This is a genomic window from Actinomadura oligospora ATCC 43269 (genome assembly GCF_000518265.1).
In the GTDB taxonomy this organism is placed as follows: domain Bacteria; phylum Actinomycetota; class Actinomycetes; order Streptosporangiales; family Streptosporangiaceae; genus Spirillospora; species Spirillospora oligospora.
In genome coordinates this window covers 352,553-368,486 of sequence record NZ_JADG01000012.1, presented here as the reverse complement: position 1 = coordinate 368,486, position 15,934 = coordinate 352,553, and the positions used below count along the sequence as shown (strand labels likewise).

Here is a 15,934-nt window from a genome sequence, read left to right as displayed (position 1 = left end):
TCCTCGGCAGCCGGCGCCCACCCGGCCCGATATTTCGCTGCAGCCTGCGGCGGACGATGAGGCCTCGAAGCCGCGCGCGGTCCCCGAGGAAGGGGACAAGCTCGTCGCTCGCGGGAACGTCGTCCGGCGGACGGAGCCTGTCGTGCCCGGCGCGTTCGGGCAGGTGAGCTCTGGCGAAGCGGAGCGTCCGGCAGCCGATGGCGCGGATGAACGTCCGGCGCGGACGGGCGAGCGGCCTGCTGGTGTGGGGGAGTGGCGGCCGGTTCGGGGGCGGGAGCCCCGGCCCTGGTCGGAGGAGTTGTCGCGGCCCGCGCCGTGGCCGCCCGTGCAGCGGCAGGACGTGCCGCCGCCCGCGCCGCCGCCGAGCGCACAACCGGCAGCGACCGCGCAACCGGCAGGGCCTGCACAACCGGCAGGGCCTGCACAACCGGCAGGGCCTGCACAACCGGCAGGGCCTGCGCAGCACGCAGCGTCCGCACAACCCGTTCCGTCCGCGCAGGCTGGTCCGTCCGCGCAGGCTGGTCCGTCTGGGCAGGGCGGTCCGTCTGGGCTGGACGTTCCGCCTGCGGGGGCGGAGGCGCAGGTGGTGCGGGATGCGCCGCCGCCTCGGCCTGTGCGGTCGGGGCCGACGTCGCCGGTGCGGCCCCGGCCGTTGCCGCCGCCGCCCGAGGCGCCGCGCGCTCCGGAGCCCGCGATCACGCCGCCGGATCCGGAGCACGAGGTCACCAGCGGCGGGCTGCGCCGGTTGTTCCACGCGGTCGGCGGCGGGCACGGTGACGCGGACGCCGAGTACGAGCAGCGGCTCCAGCAGCCGTTCCAGGGGTCGCGGCACATCGTCGTCCTCGGGTGCACGGGTGGGGCCGGGCAGACGGTGACCGCGCTCATGCTCGGGCACACGTTCGCGCAGCACAACGGCGAGCCGATCGTGGCCGTGGACGTGAACCCCGGGCCGGGCGCGCTCGCGCGGCGGACGCGCAGCGAGACCAACGAGACGCTGACCGGGCTCATCACGCGCGCCGACCAGATCGGCAGCCTGACCGCGATGCGCCGGTACACCTCGCAGGCCAAATCCGGGCTGGACGTCATCGCGGCCGGGAAGAACCCGCTCCAGGCGCTGGACGACCGCGACTACGCCCTCGCGATCCGGACGATCGACAAGTTCTACTCGGTGACCCTGCTGGACGCCGCCGCCGCCGTCGTCGCGCGCGTGCTGCCGTACGCCGACCAGGTCGTCCTCGTGGCGCCGGCCAGCGCGGACGCCCCGCGCGCGGTCGCGATGACCTACGAGTGGCTGGACGGCCACGGGTACGCCGACCTGCGGCACCGGGCCGTCACGGTGATCAACGGGGTGAGCCGCCGCAGCATGGACGATGTTGAACAAGCCGAGGCGGTGGCGCGGGGCCGGTGCCGAGCGCTGGTCCGCATCCCGTGGGACGATCACCTCAGCATGGACCGTGCGCCGCGCAACGAGCTGAAGGCGCTGCGCGCGCCGACGCGGCGTGCCTATCTCGCCCTCGCCGGTGTGGTCGCCGGCGGGTTCGCCGACGTGCCCGAGCGATACACCGAGCAGCAGCAGGAGGCCGCCCGATGAGCCCCGAGCCAGGTTCGGCCGGACGACCGCGACCGGACCGGAGGCAGGAGCGATGAGCCGGATGACGAAGGCGCGGTCGAGCCGGCTGCCCGTCCGCTACTTCGACGACCGGGTGTTGCTGACCGACACCGCCGCGTGGGCCTACTTCCGGCTGCCGACGGTGTCGTACGAGTTCACCACCGGTGAGGAGCGCGAGGCGCTCGCCACGAACATCACCATCGCGCTCGCGGGCATCCGCATGCAGGACGCGGAGATCCACCTGCGGATCGCGCACCGCACCTATCCGGCGGCGGAGTGGGCGCGCGCGCTGGACCGGACGTCCGACGGCGGCCCCGGCTGGGCGGACTACCTGGAGGAGACCTACCGGCACGTCTGGGCGAAGGTCTTCTGGACCAAGGAGATCTACCTCGGCGTGCGGCTCGGTCCGCGCGGCATGGGCGCGCAACTGTCCGGCGGCGCGATCGCGCAACTGCTGAACTTCTACAAGCGCAGCGAGTCGGTGCTCGGCATCGAGGACGACGCGATCGACGGCAAGGAGATCGCGCGCTGGACCGAGCAGGCCGAGCGGATCGGGCGCGCGCTCGGCGGTTCCGCGCTGTTCGCGCGGCACGCCACCTCGACCGAGGTCGCGTGGCTGTTCCAGCACGCGGTGACCGGGTCGCTGACCGATCCGCCGCCGTCCGCCGTCCCGCGCCGGACGTGGGGGCGCGGCGAGGTCGAGGCGCTGGTCGAGGGCGCGATCCACAACGGCCGCTCGTTCCTGCGGATGGAGCAGCCGAACTTCAACGGCGCGGGCGTCGGAGCGACGGCCGAGTCGTTCGTGGCGTACCTGTCGTTCGCGCGGTTCCCCGACCTGATGCCGTTCCCGGACGGCGAGCCGTGGTTCCACTACGCGGACGCGCTGTCGTTCCCGGTCGAGATCAGCGCGCGCATGAAGCTGATCCCGCCGGCCAAGGCGTCCAAGGACGTCTCGCGGAAGCTCGCGCACGCGCGCGATATGGACCAGCACATCCGCGAGGCCGGGGCCGAGGCGCCGATCGCGCTCGCCGAGCAGATCGACGCGGCGCGGATGCTGGAGCACGGCATCACCAAGGAGCGCCTGCCGTTCGTGTACGGCTGGCACCGGCTCATCGTGTCCGCGCCCAGCGCCGAGCTCCTGGCGCAGCGCGTGGACACCGTCGTCGAGCACTACCGCGACATCGGCATCGACGTGGTGAACTCGACCGGCGACCAGTTCAGCCTGTTCAGCGAGTCGCTGCCCGGCGACCGCATCCGGCTGAACGCGTACGCGCAGCGGCAGCCGCTCCGCACGATCGCGGGCGGCATGCCGACCGCGACGGTCGACCTCGGCGACCGTCCGGACGACGCGAACGAGGGCTGGATCGGCCCGTACGTCGGCGAGACGCTCGGCCGCGCCCGCTCGATCGTGCACTTCGACCCGCTGGTCGCGGCGGCCCGGAACCGTCCGACGGCGGTCGCGATCACCGGCGAGCCCGGCGGCGGCAAGACCACCCTCGCGCTGCTGCTGATCTACCAGATGGCGCTGCGCGGGGTGACGGTCGCCGCGATCGACCCGAAGGGCGACGCCGAGTCGCTCGTCGAGCTGCTCAAGGCGCGCGGCCGCAAGGCCCGCACCCTGCCGCTCGGGTCCGCCGCGCCCGGCCTGCTCGACCCGTTCTCGTTCGGGGACGACCTGGCCGCGAAGAAGACGATGGCGACCGAGACGCTCCGGCTGCTGCTGCCGCGCATGTCGGAGGAGCGCGAGTCCGCCATGATCCAGGCGGTCGGCGCGGTCGCGAACGCGGACCGTCCGTCCCTCGGGAAGGTCGTGGACCACCTGGAGTCCGCGCCCGACCCCGCGTCCAAGAACCTCGGCGCCGTGCTCCGGTCGATGTCGGAGATGCGGCTCGCGCGGCTGTGCTTCGACCCGTCCGGCGGCGACCGGATCGACACCGAGGGCTGGACGACCGTGTTCACCCTCGGCGGCCTCACCCTCCCGGACGTGTCGATCAGCCGCGAGGACTACTCGTACGAACAGCGCCTCTCGGTGGCGCTGATGTACCTGGTGTCGCAGTTCGCGCGGCGCCTCATGCACGGCCTCGACCGCCGCCTCCCGAAGGCCATCTTCCTGGACGAGGCGTGGGCCATCACATCGACACCCGAGGGCGCCAAGCTGGTGCCGGAAGTGTCGCGCATGGGCCGTTCTCGCAACACTGCGTTGATCCTGGTCTCACAGAACGCCGGGGACCTCTTGAATGAGCAGGTGACCAACTGCCTGTCCTCGGTGTTCTCGTTCCGCTCGACCGAGCGGGTCGAGGTCGAGAACGTGATGGCGCTGCTCGGCGTGGAGGCGTCCGACGAGCACAAGGCCGTCCTTCGCAACCTCGGCAACGGTGAGTGCGTCTTCCGCGACCTCGACGGCCGGGCGGGCCGCATCGGCGTCGACCTGGTCTCCCCCGAGCTGCGCGCCTGGCTCGACACGAACCCGACCCGGCAACACCCCGGTACGTCCGACCTGTCCGCCGCGGGGGCCCACACCGAGGAGGCCGCCCCATGAAAGCCCGCCGACCCCCCGCATATCCGGGCCGCCGCGCCCCCCGCATCCAGCGGCGTCCGGGTGAAGGGCTCGACCTGACCCGGAAAGACGGCAGGCGCAGGCGGGGTCCCCGCCGCTCGGCCCTGCTGACCCTCATCCTGGCCCTGTTCATGTTCGGCCTGACGCCGATCGCGAGCGCGGGTCCGTTCGGCGGGGACCCCTGTCGTCCGGCGGACAGTCCGGCGCCGGAGCAGTACGGGGCCGGGGCGGACGGGATGATCAAGCCTCCCGACTACCCGAGCGCCAAGCTGAGGACGACGCCGCCGGCGCAGCTGACGTACTACGACCGGTACGGGACGGCGGGGCAGTCCTGGTACGCGGTCGACATGGGCTGTTCGGACGCGATGGCGATGATGGGGAACGCCCTCGCGAACACGACGTTCACGCTGGTGCGGGCGATCGACCGGACGACGATCAGCGTCTACCAGGCGGCGGCGAGCGAGTCGCTGCTCGGCTGGCTGAAGGGCACCGTGGACGGTGTGATCAGCCAGATGGGCAAGACGTTCAACGCCCGGTACTGGTCCTGGGTGGTCATCCTCGGGGCGATCACGCTGGCCTGGTGGGGGCTGGTGCGCAAGCGGGCCAGCAAGGTCACCGAGGGCGTGATCTGGATGGTCGCGGCGATGGTGGCGCTGATCTGGCTGATCGCGCGGCCCGCGGACTTCACGACCCTCGGGACGAAGGTTTCGGAGGCGACGAGCGCGGCGTTCAACGCGGCGTTGCCACAGAGCGACACCAAGGGGTCGACGTGTGTCCCGGCGCCCGCGCCACCGGCGGGTCAGCCCGCGCAACCGGCCCCGGCGCAGCCGGACGCGACGACCCGGAACGCGAACGGGCTGTGGGTCGCGCTCGTGTGCAAGCCGTGGCTGATGGGCGAGTTCGGGACGACCGACCCCAACGCCAAGATCGTCAAGGACAACGCGGACAAGCTGCTGTACGCGCAGGCGGTCGACCTGCCCGAGACGTACGGGCAGCAGAAGGTCGACCTGGCGAAGAAGGCCGACGCCTACAAGGAAGTCTCGAAGAACGTCAAGGAGAACTACTCCGGCACCTACGCCTTGTTCCAGGGGAAGAACTGGACGAGTCGCCTGGCGGTGGCGTTCGGCGGCCTGTTCGCGGCGCTGGTCGCGGGACTGCTCATCCTGGTGATCGCGATCGCGTTGATCGTCGTGAAGATCGCGTTCCTGCTCCTGCTCGTGGCGGGGCCCATCTTCCTGGGGATCGGCATCCATCCGGGGATCGGACGTGTGATCGCGATCCGGTGGCTTGAGCTGTTGTTGTCGATGCTGCTGAAACAGGCGGCGCTGATCGGCGTCCTCTCGCTGCTGCTGTGGGCGTACGGGCTGATCCTCGGCGAGACGCTTCCGTGGGGTCTGCAGATCCTGCTGATCGCGTTGGTGACGTGCGCGGCGTTCGTGTACCGCAAGCCGTTCCAGCACCTGTTCTCGGCGGTCGGGTATTCGGCGGTCGGGTCGCGGGAGAAGAGCCAGGCGCATCTGGACAAGTCGATCGCCGAGGCGCGCAAGAACACCGTGGGCGTCGCGGGCGCCGTGGTGCCCGGCGCGGCCGGGTACCGGCTCGGCCGGTGGACCAAGCGGGACGCGGCGGCCGACGCCGCCGCCGAGGGCGGTGCCGCGGCGGGTGTCACAGCCGCCGATCGGCGCGCCGGTGCCGTCGGTGTCGCGGACGCCCCCTCGCCGGACTCGGCCCCTGTCCTGGCGGCCAAGCCACGCGGCGGCACGACCTCCGCGGGGGCCGCGGGCGCCGGACGGTCGCGGCGCGACGCTCCGCCGCTCAACCTCCCGACGCGCGCCGGTTCGCTGAGCGGGGTCGGGCGGCCGGACGGTGACGGCGGCGGCGCGTCCGATGCTGTTTCGGGTGCGGCGTCCGGGACGGGGACCGGTTCGCCGCGTCCGACGGCCTGGTCGGCACGTCCGTCCGCCGGTGGCGGTGGCGGTGGCGGTGGCGCTGCTGCTGCTGGTGCTGTTGTGGGTGGACGTTCGTCTGGTTCCGGCGGCGGTAATGGCGCCGGGCGCGGCGGCGGGGCCGGTTCGGGTGCCGGTGCCGGGAGTGGCGCCGGAGCCGGGGCCGGTTCGCGGGCGCGCGGTGGCGGGTCCGGGCCTGCGTCGTGGACGGCTCGTCCAGGGTCCGGTGCGGGTGCTTCGGCGGGTGGCGGTAACGGCTCGTTCGGCGGTGTTCGCGGTTCTGGAGCCGGTGACTCGGGTGGTTCTGGTGGGTCCGGCGGCGGAGCCGGGGCCGGAGCCGGAGCGGGCCGGGCTCGCGGTGCTGGGACGGCCGGTGGCGGCTCGCGTCGGGCCGCTGGAAACGGTGGCGGCGCGGGGGCAGCAGGCGGCTCCGGCGGGTCGTCCGGAGGCGACGGCGGTTCCGGTGGACGCGGCTGGTTCGGCGGCGGAGACTCCAGCGGCGGCGGAGGCGGTGCCTCCGGCGGCGGTGCGGCTGCTGGCGGCGGCGGTGCGGCCGGTGGTGGCGCGTCCGGCGGCGGTGCCTCTGGTGGTGGGGCGTCGGGTGGCGGCTCGTCGTCCGGTGGCGGACGTGGTTGGTTCGGTGGCGGACGCCGCAACTCCGACGGAAACGGGAACGGAAGCGGGAGCGGAAACGGCGGTGGCGGCGGCGGACGGCGCGGATCCGGGACGTCCGGTGGGTCCGGTGGCGGCTCGTCGTCTGGTGGGTCCGGGGATTCCGGCGTGCCGCAGCAGCGCGGTGGTTCGGGCGGTGGTGACGGCGACGGTGGAGGTTCGGCCCAGCAGGCGCCTCCGCTGTGGGGCGGACGGCGGTCCGGTGACGGCGGCGAGCCGCCGATCCCGTTCTGGCTGCGTCCGGTCGATCGGGACGAGTGATGAACCTGTCTGACCGGCAACGGAAGATCCTCTTCGGTGTGCTGGTGGTGGCGCTCGCCGCCGTCGGGGTGTACCTGACGGCGGCCACGCCGGACCAGCACAAGCCCTCCCACCGCACGACGCGTCCGGCGCCCGTGACCGGGGGCGGGGGCGGACCGGCCGCTCCGGCGTCGCCGCCCCCCGGCATCACCTCCGAGGTCAACGCCGGGAACTTCGACATCTACCGGCTGCTGCCGTTCGGCCGGCAGGAGTTCGCGACCGCGGCCGACACCGCGCAGAAGTTCGTCGCCCAGTACGGGACGTACCGGTTCGACGAACAGCCGCAGGCGTACGCGGCGCGGCTGCAGCCGCTGGTGAACGACCAGGTCGCGCAGCAGATCGCGCAGGGGTTCGCGGCCCCCGGCATCCGGCAGCAGCGGCAGCAGGACAAGACCGTCGCGACCTGCACGGCCTCGCTCGACCAGGTGCGCGACATCGGCAACAACTCGATCATCTTCCTGGTCACCGGGAAGCAGCGGATCGACAAGGCGGGGGGCGGGAGCGACGACAGCAAGCAGTGGGCGGTGACGGTCGCGCGTGACGGCAACGCGCTGAAGGTCGCCGCGTTCGAACCCGCCGACGTCGGGCAGGCCGGCGACACCGGAGGGGGCGGACGCGGATGACCCGCGCTCGGGTGCTGGCCGTCACGGCCCTGGCCGCCGTGGCGGCGCTGTTCGCCTCGCTGATGGTGATCCCCGTGCTGTTCGGGGCGAGCCAGTTCATGTTCGGCGGGGGCGGCGCGGGCAGCGCGGGCTGCGTCGACACCGCCGGCGCGTCCTCGCAGCCGGGCACGTCCGACGACGCCCGCGGGATCCCGGCGAACTACCTGTCGCTGTACCAGGCGGCCGGCAAGCAGTACGGCATCCCGTGGAACGTCCTCGCCGGGGTCGGACGGGTCGAGACCGTGCACGGGACGTCCGGGGAACAGGGCGTGTCGAGCGGGACGAACTACGCGGGCGCGGGCGGTCCGATGCAGTTCCTGAAGCCCACGTTCGACTCGTTCGCCGTGGACGGCGACCACGACGGCAAGAAGAACCTGTACGACCCCGCGGACGCGATCTACACCGCCGCCGCGTACCTCAAGCACAACGGCGCCCCGGACCGGATGAAGACCGCCATCTTCATGTACAACCACTCCTGGGACTACGTGAACCTCGTCCTCGACTGGGCGGGCAGGTACGCGAACGGCGACTTCAAGGTCGTCCAGTCGAACGGCGTGGACTGCAAGGACGACGAGCTGCCCGCGGGAGCGTCCGGGATGATCCAGCAGATCATCTCGTTCGCGCTGGCGCAGCGCGGCAAGCGGTACATCTTCGGCGCGGCCGGGCCGGACGCCTGGGACTGCTCCAGCCTGCTCCAGGCGGCCTACAAGTCGGTGGGCCTGAGCATCCCGCGCACGACGTTCGAGCAGTGGCCGTTCGGCCAGAAGATCGCCAAGGGGCAGGAGCAGCCGGGCGACTTCGTCTTCTTCAACTCCGGGCCGGGAACCTCGTCGGACAGCCCCGGGCACGTCGGCATGGTCATCGGGAAGAACCGGATGATCGTCGCGCGCTGCTCCGCCTGCGTCCCGAACATCGGCGTCACCCCGTACAACCGTCCGGACTGGATCGGGGTCACGCGTCCGCTCGCGACCAAGCAGCTGAAGTCGCAGCTCGCGCACCTGACGGCCGCCGGCCAGCCCGGCGGCTGAGTCCCCGGCGGGCGCGGGCGGGTGCCGTCAGGCGCGCGCGGGGGCAGCCCGGCCGAGAGCTCGGCGGCCAGGAGTGGACGGGCGGGGCTCGGCTGCCAGGGCGGACGGGCTCGACGGCCGGGGTGGATGGGCGAGGGCCGGGCCAGCGAGGTCGTGCGGTCCGGGGCCGGGAGCTGAGGACTCGTGCCGGTGAGTCGTGTGGCCTGGGGCGGGTGCCGGGGGTGTCGTGACGGTGGGGGTCAGCGGCGTGGGGTGATGGGGGCGAGGACGTCGCGGAGGGCGTCGGCCGCCGCGCGCAGCTTCTCGGGCGGGACGGACCCGAGGACGTCGTCGTGCGCCGTGCCGCTGGCGACCAGGGCGTCCTCGGTGACGCGCAGGCCCTCGCCGGTGAGCCGGACCCAGCGGCCCCGGCCGTCGCCCTCGTCGCTGCCGCGTTCGACGTATCCGGCCTTCTCCAGGCGCTGCAGGACGTTGCTCGTGCCGCCGGACGTGAGGAGCGCGGAGCGGGTGAGGTCGGTCGGGCGCAGCCGGTAGGGGCTGCCCGCGCGCCGCAGGACGGTGAGGACCTCGAACTCGGCGTAGGTGAGGCCGTGGTCGGCGAGCTCGGCGCGGACGGCCTGCTGGACGAGGTTGTGGAGGCGTCCGGCGCGCTTGCCCAGCTCGAGCATGGCGATGAGCGCGTCGTCGAGCCCGTCGGCGCGCCAGGCGTCCACCAGGGGGTCGATCTCGTCGCGGCGGCGGTCGCGGTCCCGGTCGTGCTGCACGCAGCCGAGGGTACCCATCCCATGTTGCTTTTAGAAAAGCTTCTCTCTAAGCTTTCGCGCATGACATCCCCCCTTCTGATCCGGGGCGGGCTCGTGCTGAGCCCGCGCGTCCTCGGTGTCGCCGACGTCCTCGTCCGGGACGGGGTCATCGCCGCCGTCGGTCCCGGCCTGCCCGTGCCGGACGACGCGGAGGTGGTCGACGCGTCCGGACGGATCGTCCTGCCGGGCTTCGTGGACACCCACCGGCACATGTGGCAGGGCGCGATCCGCGGCGTCCTGCCGGACACGACGCTGCCCGCCTACCTCGGCCGCGTGCTCGGCGGGTACGCGCCCGCGTTCCGGCCCGAGGACCTCTACGCCGGTGCGCTCGGCTCGGCGCTGGAGGCGCTCGACTCGGGCGTCACGACCGTCGTGGACTGGGCGCACGGCCCGGACACCCCCGAGCACGCCGACGCGAACGTCCAGGCGCTCAAGGACGCCGGGATCCGCGCGGTCTACGGGTACCGGCACGCGGCGGGCGAGGCGACGCGGGCGACCGAGGCCGGACGCGTCCGGGAGGCGTGCGGGGACGGCCTGGTCAGCATGGCCGTGGCCGCGCTCGGCCCGGACTTCGGCGACCTGGACCTCGCGCGCGAGGAGTGGCTGTCGGCCCGCGAGCTGGACGTCATGATCACCACGCACATGGGCGGCCACGGGCGGGAGAACGCGACCGCCGGGCTCGCGTTCCTCGACGACCAGGACCTGTGGACGCCCGGCACGATGTACGTCCACGCCAACGACTACACCGACGAGCAGTTCAAGCGGATCGCCGACCACGGCGGGACGGTCGCGGTCTCACCCGCGATCGAGACGGCGATGGGGTTCAGCCTGCCCGCAACCGGGCGCGCACGAGCCGCAGGCATCCCGACCGGTCTCAGCGCCGATGCGGTGACGAGCGCCGGGGGCGACATGTTCAGCCTTATGCGCGCCGCCTACTTCACTGAGCGCGGCCGTCCGGACGGTGTGGGCCTCGGCTTCACAGCAGCGGACGCCTTGCGCATGGCGACGACCGAAGGCGCACAGGCCGCCGGCCTAGGCGACATCACTGGGGAGATCGCGCCCGGACGGCAGGCGGACCTCGTCCTGCTGCGCACCGACCTGCCGGGGATCGCGCCCGCGCCCGTCCACGACCCGGTCGCGGCCGTCGTCCTGTACGCGGACACGCGCGCGGTGGACACCGTCCTGGTCGCCGGACGTATCGTCAAGCGTGACGGACGCCTGGTCGCGAACGTCGCCGGAGCGCTGGACCGCCTCGCCGCGTCCGCCGCCCACCTGGCCGAGGCGGTGTCCCGCGACGCGGAGCCCGAAGCCGCGGCATGAGGCGGCGCGGGTGAGGCGACGCGGGCCGAGACGGCACGGGTGAGGCGGTGCGGGCCGAGACGGCACGGGTGAGGTGACGCGGGCCGAGGCGGCGCGGGTGAGGCGACGCGGGCCAAGACGGCAGGGGCCGAGACGGCAGGGGCCGAGACGGCGCGGGTGGAGGCGGCGCGGTGTGAGGCGACGCGATGTCCGGCGCGCGGAAATAGGGGGGTGGCGGGTGGGGGTGGCGTGGCATGCTGGCCGCGTGGACGAGCCGGACATGACACTGGAAATCGCGCCCGAACTCCTCTTCTTCCTGCCCGCCGCGCGCCGTCGTGAGCGCCAGCGGGTCGCGTGGGACGGGACGTCGAGCCTGGGACACGTCATCGAGTCCCTCGGCGTCCCGCTGCCCGAGGTCGGGACCCTGACCGCGGACGGCGCGCCCGTCGAGCCGGCGCACCGCCCGGCCTCCGGCGCGGTCGTGCGGGTCGGGCCGGTCGCGCGCCCGCAGGAGGTCCCCCTGGACGCCGGGCAGGCCGCGCCGCGCTTCCTGCTGGACGTGCACCTCGGCACCCTCGCCCGCCGGATGCGGCTGATCGGCCTCGACACCGCCTACCACAACGACATGGACGACCCGGAGCTGGTCGTCCAGGCGAACGAGGAGCGGCGCGTCCTGCTCACCCAGGACCGGGGACTGCTGATGCGGCGCGCGCTGTGGTTCGGCGCGTACGTCCGGAGCCCCCGCCCGGACGACCAGCTCCACGACCTGCTCGAGCGGTTCGCGCCGGAGCTGGCCCCCTGGACGCGCTGCACGGCCTGCAACGGCACGCTCGTCCCGGTGGACAAGGCGGAGATCGAACGGGAGCTCGCGGAGGGGACGCGCCGCAGCTACGACGCCTACGGCCGCTGCGCCGACTGCGGACGCGTCTACTGGCGCGGAGCGCACGGCGACCACCTCCAGGAGATCGTGGAGACCGCCCGCCGAACCGTCGCCCAGGCGCGCGCCGACGCAGCCCCCTCCCGCTGAGGGGTCGCCCCCGGCCCACGGGACGGTCATGGAGACGGCATGATGACGGTCCATGAGCGTGAGCGTGGTGGTGGGAGCGGCGATCATCTCCGGCGGGCGGCTGCTGGCCGCGCAGCGGGCCGAGCCGGCGGAACTCGCGGGCGGCTGGGAGTTCCCGGGCGGCAAGGTGGACCCGGGGGAGAGCGACGAGCAGGCGCTCGTCCGCGAGTGCGAGGAGGAGCTCGGCGTCGGGGTCGTCCTGGGCGAGCGGGTCGGCGGCGACTGGCCGCTGGTGCTCGGCGGGTCCGTCCTGCGGGTGTGGACGGCGACCGTCGTGGCGGGCGAGCCGGAGGCCCTGGAACACCTCGCGCTGCGCTGGCTCGCGGCGGACGAGCTCTACGAGGTCGAGTGGCTCCCCGGCGACCTCCCGGTCGTCGAGGCGATCACCCCCTACCTCGCCCCCTGACCGCCCCGCCCGCCCGGGCACCGTCCCGCTCCCGCGGGCCCCTGGAGGCGAGTTCCCGGTTGGCGGGGGTGGACGGGTCTGGAAATGCCGCGACCGGCGTCCGTGGGGTGCGGGCGCCGGTCGCGGTGGGGTGCGGGGAGGGCTACTCGATGCGGTTCGCGCCTGCGTAGTCCGGGCGGTCCATTTTGGAGATCTTCACCACATCGCCGGTCTGCGGGGCGTGGAGGTACATGCCGTCGCCGGCGTAGATGCCCATGTGGTGCAGGTTGCCGCCGAAGTAGACCAGGTCGCCCTGGCGCAGCGAGCCACGGTCGATCTTGGTGCCCAGCTGGAACAGGTCGCCGGTGTAGTGCGGCAGGCCCGGCTTGCCGACCTGCGCGTACGCCCAGATGACCAGGCCGGAGCAGTCGAAGGTGGTCGGCCCGGCGGCCGCCCACACATACGGCGAGCCCAGCTTGCCCAGGGCCTTGCGCAGCATCTTCTGCGGCAGGCCGCTGCCCCGGACGGTCACCGTGTACCCGGACGTCGGGTCCTTGGTCCGGGTGATGCCGAGCTTGTCCAGGAGCTTCTGGACCTGGTCGATCTTGCCCTTGGTGGTCTTGCGGGCAGCGTCGGCCTGGTCGGCCGCCTGCTTCACCTTCGCGGTCTGCGCCTGCGCGTCCGACTTGGCCTTGTTGGCCTGGTCGATCAGCGTCTGGAGGCGCTGGACCGCGCCCGCGCGGTTCTGCGCGAGGTAGGCGGTGTCGGACAGGCCGCCGCCGTCGGTGCCGCCGCCCGCGAAGATCATGTCGGGGCCGCCGCCGCTCATGTACTGGTTCGCGGCGACCTGGCCGAGCGCGGCCCGGGCGGGCGCGGCCTGCGCCTCGAGGGCGTCGGCCCGGCGGGTGGCGTCCCGCTCGGCCTTCTGCGCCTTGCCGAGGTCCACGCGGGACTTGTTGTACTGCTCGGTGAGCTTCTCCGCCTCGTCCTGAAGCTGCTTGAGCTGCTTCTTCAGGTCGGCTTCGTTGGGCTTCCCGGACGGGGAGGGGGGAGTCTGGGGTGCCTGGGGGGCCGTCGGCGCGGCGTGGGCGAGGCCGGGTGCGGCCATCCCGAGTCCGAGCGCGAGGACGGTGGCGGCCGCGAGTGTCACGCGGCGGCGCTGGGGGTCCTTGGCCAAGGCCGGTGTTCTCCTCTTCGTGTGCCGCCTACCGGGTTAGCTGACGGGTTCGGGCCAGGAGTCGCCCTACGCCGCACGGCACGACGCCGTCCCGGTCAGAGGACGCCCCGTGACGTGCGCCGATTCACCCCGGGAGTGTGGGTCCCCGGTTCCCTCGCGGGATTCGGCGGTCCGGTCGCTGCCCCACGGACGGGGCTTCGGTACGGCCGGATCTGCGGGGCAGACTACAAAGGAAGTTCAAAAATGGCCAAACAGTCACACAAAGTGTGCATCTGTGTGCAAGTGGTGCCGGTGTGGCGGACGAGATGCGCGGGGCCCGTGTGACGGAGGAGGCGCTGGTCAGGCGCCCGGAGGCCGTGGGCGAAGGGCCTTCTTCACCTGCCGGACGCCTCGCGGACGGTCGGGCTCCCGGGACGGCCGAGTAAACTGTCAGGGTCGCACGTCTGCGGCCGATCCTCCGAACTCTCACCCAAGGCGAAACCGCATGCCCTTCTCCACGCGCGATGACCTCCGTAACGTCGCCATCGTCGCCCATGTCGACCACGGCAAGACCACGCTGGTCGACGCCATGCTCTGGCAGTCCGGCGCCTTCCGTGAGAACCAGGACGTGAACGACCGCGTCATGGACTCCAACGACCTGGAGCGTGAGAAGGGCATCACGATCCTGGCGAAGAACACCGCCGTCCGGCACGCCGGGATGACGATCAACATCATCGACACCCCCGGCCACGCCGACTTCGGCGGCGAGGTCGAGCGCGGCCTGTCCATGGTCGACGGCGTCGTCCTGCTGGTGGACGCCAGCGAGGGCCCGCTCCCGCAGACCCGGTTCGTCCTGCGCAAGGCCCTCGAGGCGCGGCTCCCGGTCATCCTGGTCGTGAACAAGACCGACCGGCCGGACGCCCGCATCGACGAGGTCGTCGACGAGACCTACGAGCTGTTCATGGACCTCGACGCCGAAGAGGGCCAGATCGACTTCCCGATCGTCTACGCGTCGGGCCGCGCGGGCCGCGCCTCGCTGAACAAGCCGGGCGACGGCGAGCTGCCCGACAGCGAGGACCTCGAGCCCCTGTTCACGGTGATCAAGGAGACCATCCCGGCGCCGTCCTACGACCCGGACGCCCCGCTCCAGGCGCACGTCACCAACCTGGACGCCTCCAGCTACCTCGGCCGGATCGCGCTGTGCCGCGTGCACAACGGCGTGATCAAGAAGGGCCAGCAGGTCGCGTGGTGCCGGCACGACGGCAGCGTCGAGCGCGTCAAGATCACCGAGCTGCTGATGACCGAGGCGCTCACCCGCAAGCCCGCCGACGAGGCCGGGCCGGGCGACATCATCGCGATCGCCGGCATCCCGGAGATCATGATCGGCGACACCATCGCCGACCCCGACGACCCGCGCCCGCTGCCGCTGATCACGGTGGACGAGCCCGCGATCTCCATGACCCTCGGCACCAACACCTCGCCGCTGGCCGGCCGGGAGAAGGGCACCAAGGTCACCGCCCGCCTGGTCAAGGACCGCCTCGACCGCGAGCTGGTCGGCAACGTGTCGCTGAAGATCCTGCCGACCGAGCGCCCGGACGCCTGGGAGGTGCAGGGCCGTGGTGAGCTGGCCCTCGCCATCCTGGTCGAGAACATGCGCCGCGAGGGCTACGAGCTGACCGTCGGCAAGCCGCAGGTGGTCGCCCGCGAGATCGACGGCAAGAAGCACGAGCCGGTCGAGCGGCTCACCGTCGACATCCCCGAGGAGCACCTCGGCGCCGTCACCCAGCTCATGGCCGTCCGCAAGGGCCGCATGGAGCACATGACCAACCACGGCACCGGCTGGATCCGGATGGAGTTCCTGGTCCCGGCGCGCGGCCTGATCGGGTTCCGCACCGAGTTCATGACCGAGACCCGCGGAACCGGCATGGCGCACCACGTGTTCGAGAGCTACGAGCCCTGGTTCGGCGAGCTGCGCACCCGCCCGAGCGGCTCCCTGGTCTCCGACCGCACGGGCGCCGCGACGGGCTACGCCATCCTGAACCTGCAGGAGCGCGGCACCTTCTTCGTCGGCCCGACCACCGAGGTGTACGAGGGCATGATCGTCGGCGAGAACTCGCGCGCCGACGACATGGACGTCAACATCACCAAGGAGAAGCAGAAGACCAACGTCCGCTCCTCCACGGCCGAGACGACCGAGACGCTGACCCCGCCGAAGATCCTCACCCTCGAGGAGAGCCTGGAGTTCATCCGGGACGACGAGTGCGTCGAGGTCACGCCCGCCTTCGTCCGGATCCGCAAGATCGTCCTGGACGCCAAGGAGCGCGAGCGGACCCGCGCCCGCGCCAAGCGCAACTCCGGCTGACCGGTCCCGCGAACCGCCTGACCGAGTCCTGACGAGAACGGCCCCCGCCACGAGGCGGGGGCCGTTCTCGTTGGCGCGGGCGGCGCGCG

The 15,934-nt window shown here is 72.8% G+C and carries 11 protein-coding genes and 1 riboswitch; of the genes, 9 read left to right on the top strand and 2 right to left on the bottom strand.

Annotated features, from left to right (window positions below; all coding sequences use genetic code 11):
* The first annotated feature begins 652 nt into the window (after nt 1-652).
* The 5 genes from P696_RS58280 to P696_RS47200 are packed head-to-tail and all read left to right on the top strand — an operon-like array spanning nt 653 to nt 8,774.
* The gene (locus P696_RS58280) at nt 653-1,591 is read left to right on the top strand and encodes a MinD/ParA family ATP-binding protein (protein WP_026414005.1); all 939 of its coding nucleotides are present in this window, start codon (nt 653-655) and stop codon (nt 1,589-1,591) included.
* 52 nt (nt 1,592-1,643) lie between these two features.
* A complete protein-coding gene (locus P696_RS0121845; protein WP_026414004.1) occupies nt 1,644-4,148 on the top strand; it encodes an ATP-binding protein in 2,505 nt (834 codons plus the stop codon).
* Nucleotides 4,145-7,045: a type IV secretion system protein gene (locus P696_RS47205; RefSeq protein WP_034486118.1), complete on the top strand. Its 2,901-nt coding sequence runs from the start codon at nt 4,145-4,147 to the stop codon at nt 7,043-7,045. The genes P696_RS0121845 and P696_RS47205 overlap by 4 nt, the downstream gene beginning before the upstream one ends.
* On the top strand, nt 7,045-7,707 hold the full coding sequence (locus P696_RS0121835) for a hypothetical protein (protein ID WP_026414003.1): 663 nt from the start codon (nt 7,045-7,047) through the stop codon (nt 7,705-7,707). The genes P696_RS47205 and P696_RS0121835 overlap by 1 nt, the downstream gene beginning before the upstream one ends.
* Nucleotides 7,704-8,774: a C40 family peptidase gene (locus tag P696_RS47200; RefSeq protein WP_034486116.1), complete on the top strand. Its 1,071-nt coding sequence runs from the start codon at nt 7,704-7,706 to the stop codon at nt 8,772-8,774. Before P696_RS0121835 ends, P696_RS47200 begins: the two co-directional genes overlap by 4 nt.
* Before the next feature lie 239 nt (nt 8,775-9,013).
* Here the strand turns inward: P696_RS47200 and P696_RS0121825 are convergent, their stop codons facing one another.
* A complete protein-coding gene (locus P696_RS0121825) occupies nt 9,014-9,538 on the bottom strand; it encodes a MarR family winged helix-turn-helix transcriptional regulator (protein WP_034486248.1) in 525 nt (174 codons plus the stop codon).
* A 60-nt stretch (nt 9,539-9,598) separates the two neighbouring features.
* Between P696_RS0121825 and P696_RS0121820 the strand changes: the two genes are divergently transcribed.
* The 3 genes from P696_RS0121820 to P696_RS0121810 all read left to right on the top strand — a co-directional run bounded on the left by P696_RS0121820 (nt 9,599) and on the right by P696_RS0121810 (nt 12,348).
* Nucleotides 9,599-10,897 carry an amidohydrolase family protein gene (locus P696_RS0121820; RefSeq protein WP_026414001.1) on the top strand — a complete coding sequence of 433 codons (1,299 nt, stop codon included), beginning with the start codon at nt 9,599-9,601 and terminating at the stop codon, nt 10,895-10,897.
* A 259-nt stretch (nt 10,898-11,156) separates the two neighbouring features.
* The gene (locus P696_RS0121815; RefSeq protein ID WP_051467973.1) at nt 11,157-11,903 is read left to right on the top strand and encodes a Mut7-C RNAse domain-containing protein; all 747 of its coding nucleotides are present in this window, start codon (nt 11,157-11,159) and stop codon (nt 11,901-11,903) included.
* A gap of 52 nt (nt 11,904-11,955) precedes the next feature.
* On the top strand, nt 11,956-12,348 hold the full coding sequence (locus P696_RS0121810; protein WP_026413999.1) for a (deoxy)nucleoside triphosphate pyrophosphohydrolase: 393 nt from the start codon (nt 11,956-11,958) through the stop codon (nt 12,346-12,348).
* 142 nt (nt 12,349-12,490) lie between these two features.
* Here P696_RS0121810 and P696_RS0121805 read toward each other — a convergent pair whose 3' ends face one another.
* Nucleotides 12,491-13,504 (bottom strand): C40 family peptidase, encoded by a 1,014-nt coding sequence (locus P696_RS0121805; RefSeq protein WP_026413998.1) that lies wholly within the window; start codon nt 13,502-13,504, stop codon nt 12,491-12,493.
* A gap of 8 nt (nt 13,505-13,512) precedes the next feature.
* Nucleotides 13,513-13,683: riboswitch (cyclic di-AMP (ydaO/yuaA leader) on the bottom strand.
* Nucleotides 13,684-13,988: 305 nt separating this feature from the next.
* On the opposite strand from P696_RS0121805, the gene typA reads away from it, so the two are divergent.
* Nucleotides 13,989-15,845 (top strand): translational GTPase TypA, encoded by a 1,857-nt coding sequence (gene typA, locus P696_RS0121800; protein WP_026413997.1) that lies wholly within the window; start codon nt 13,989-13,991, stop codon nt 15,843-15,845.
* Nucleotides 15,846-15,934 lie beyond the last annotated feature (89 nt).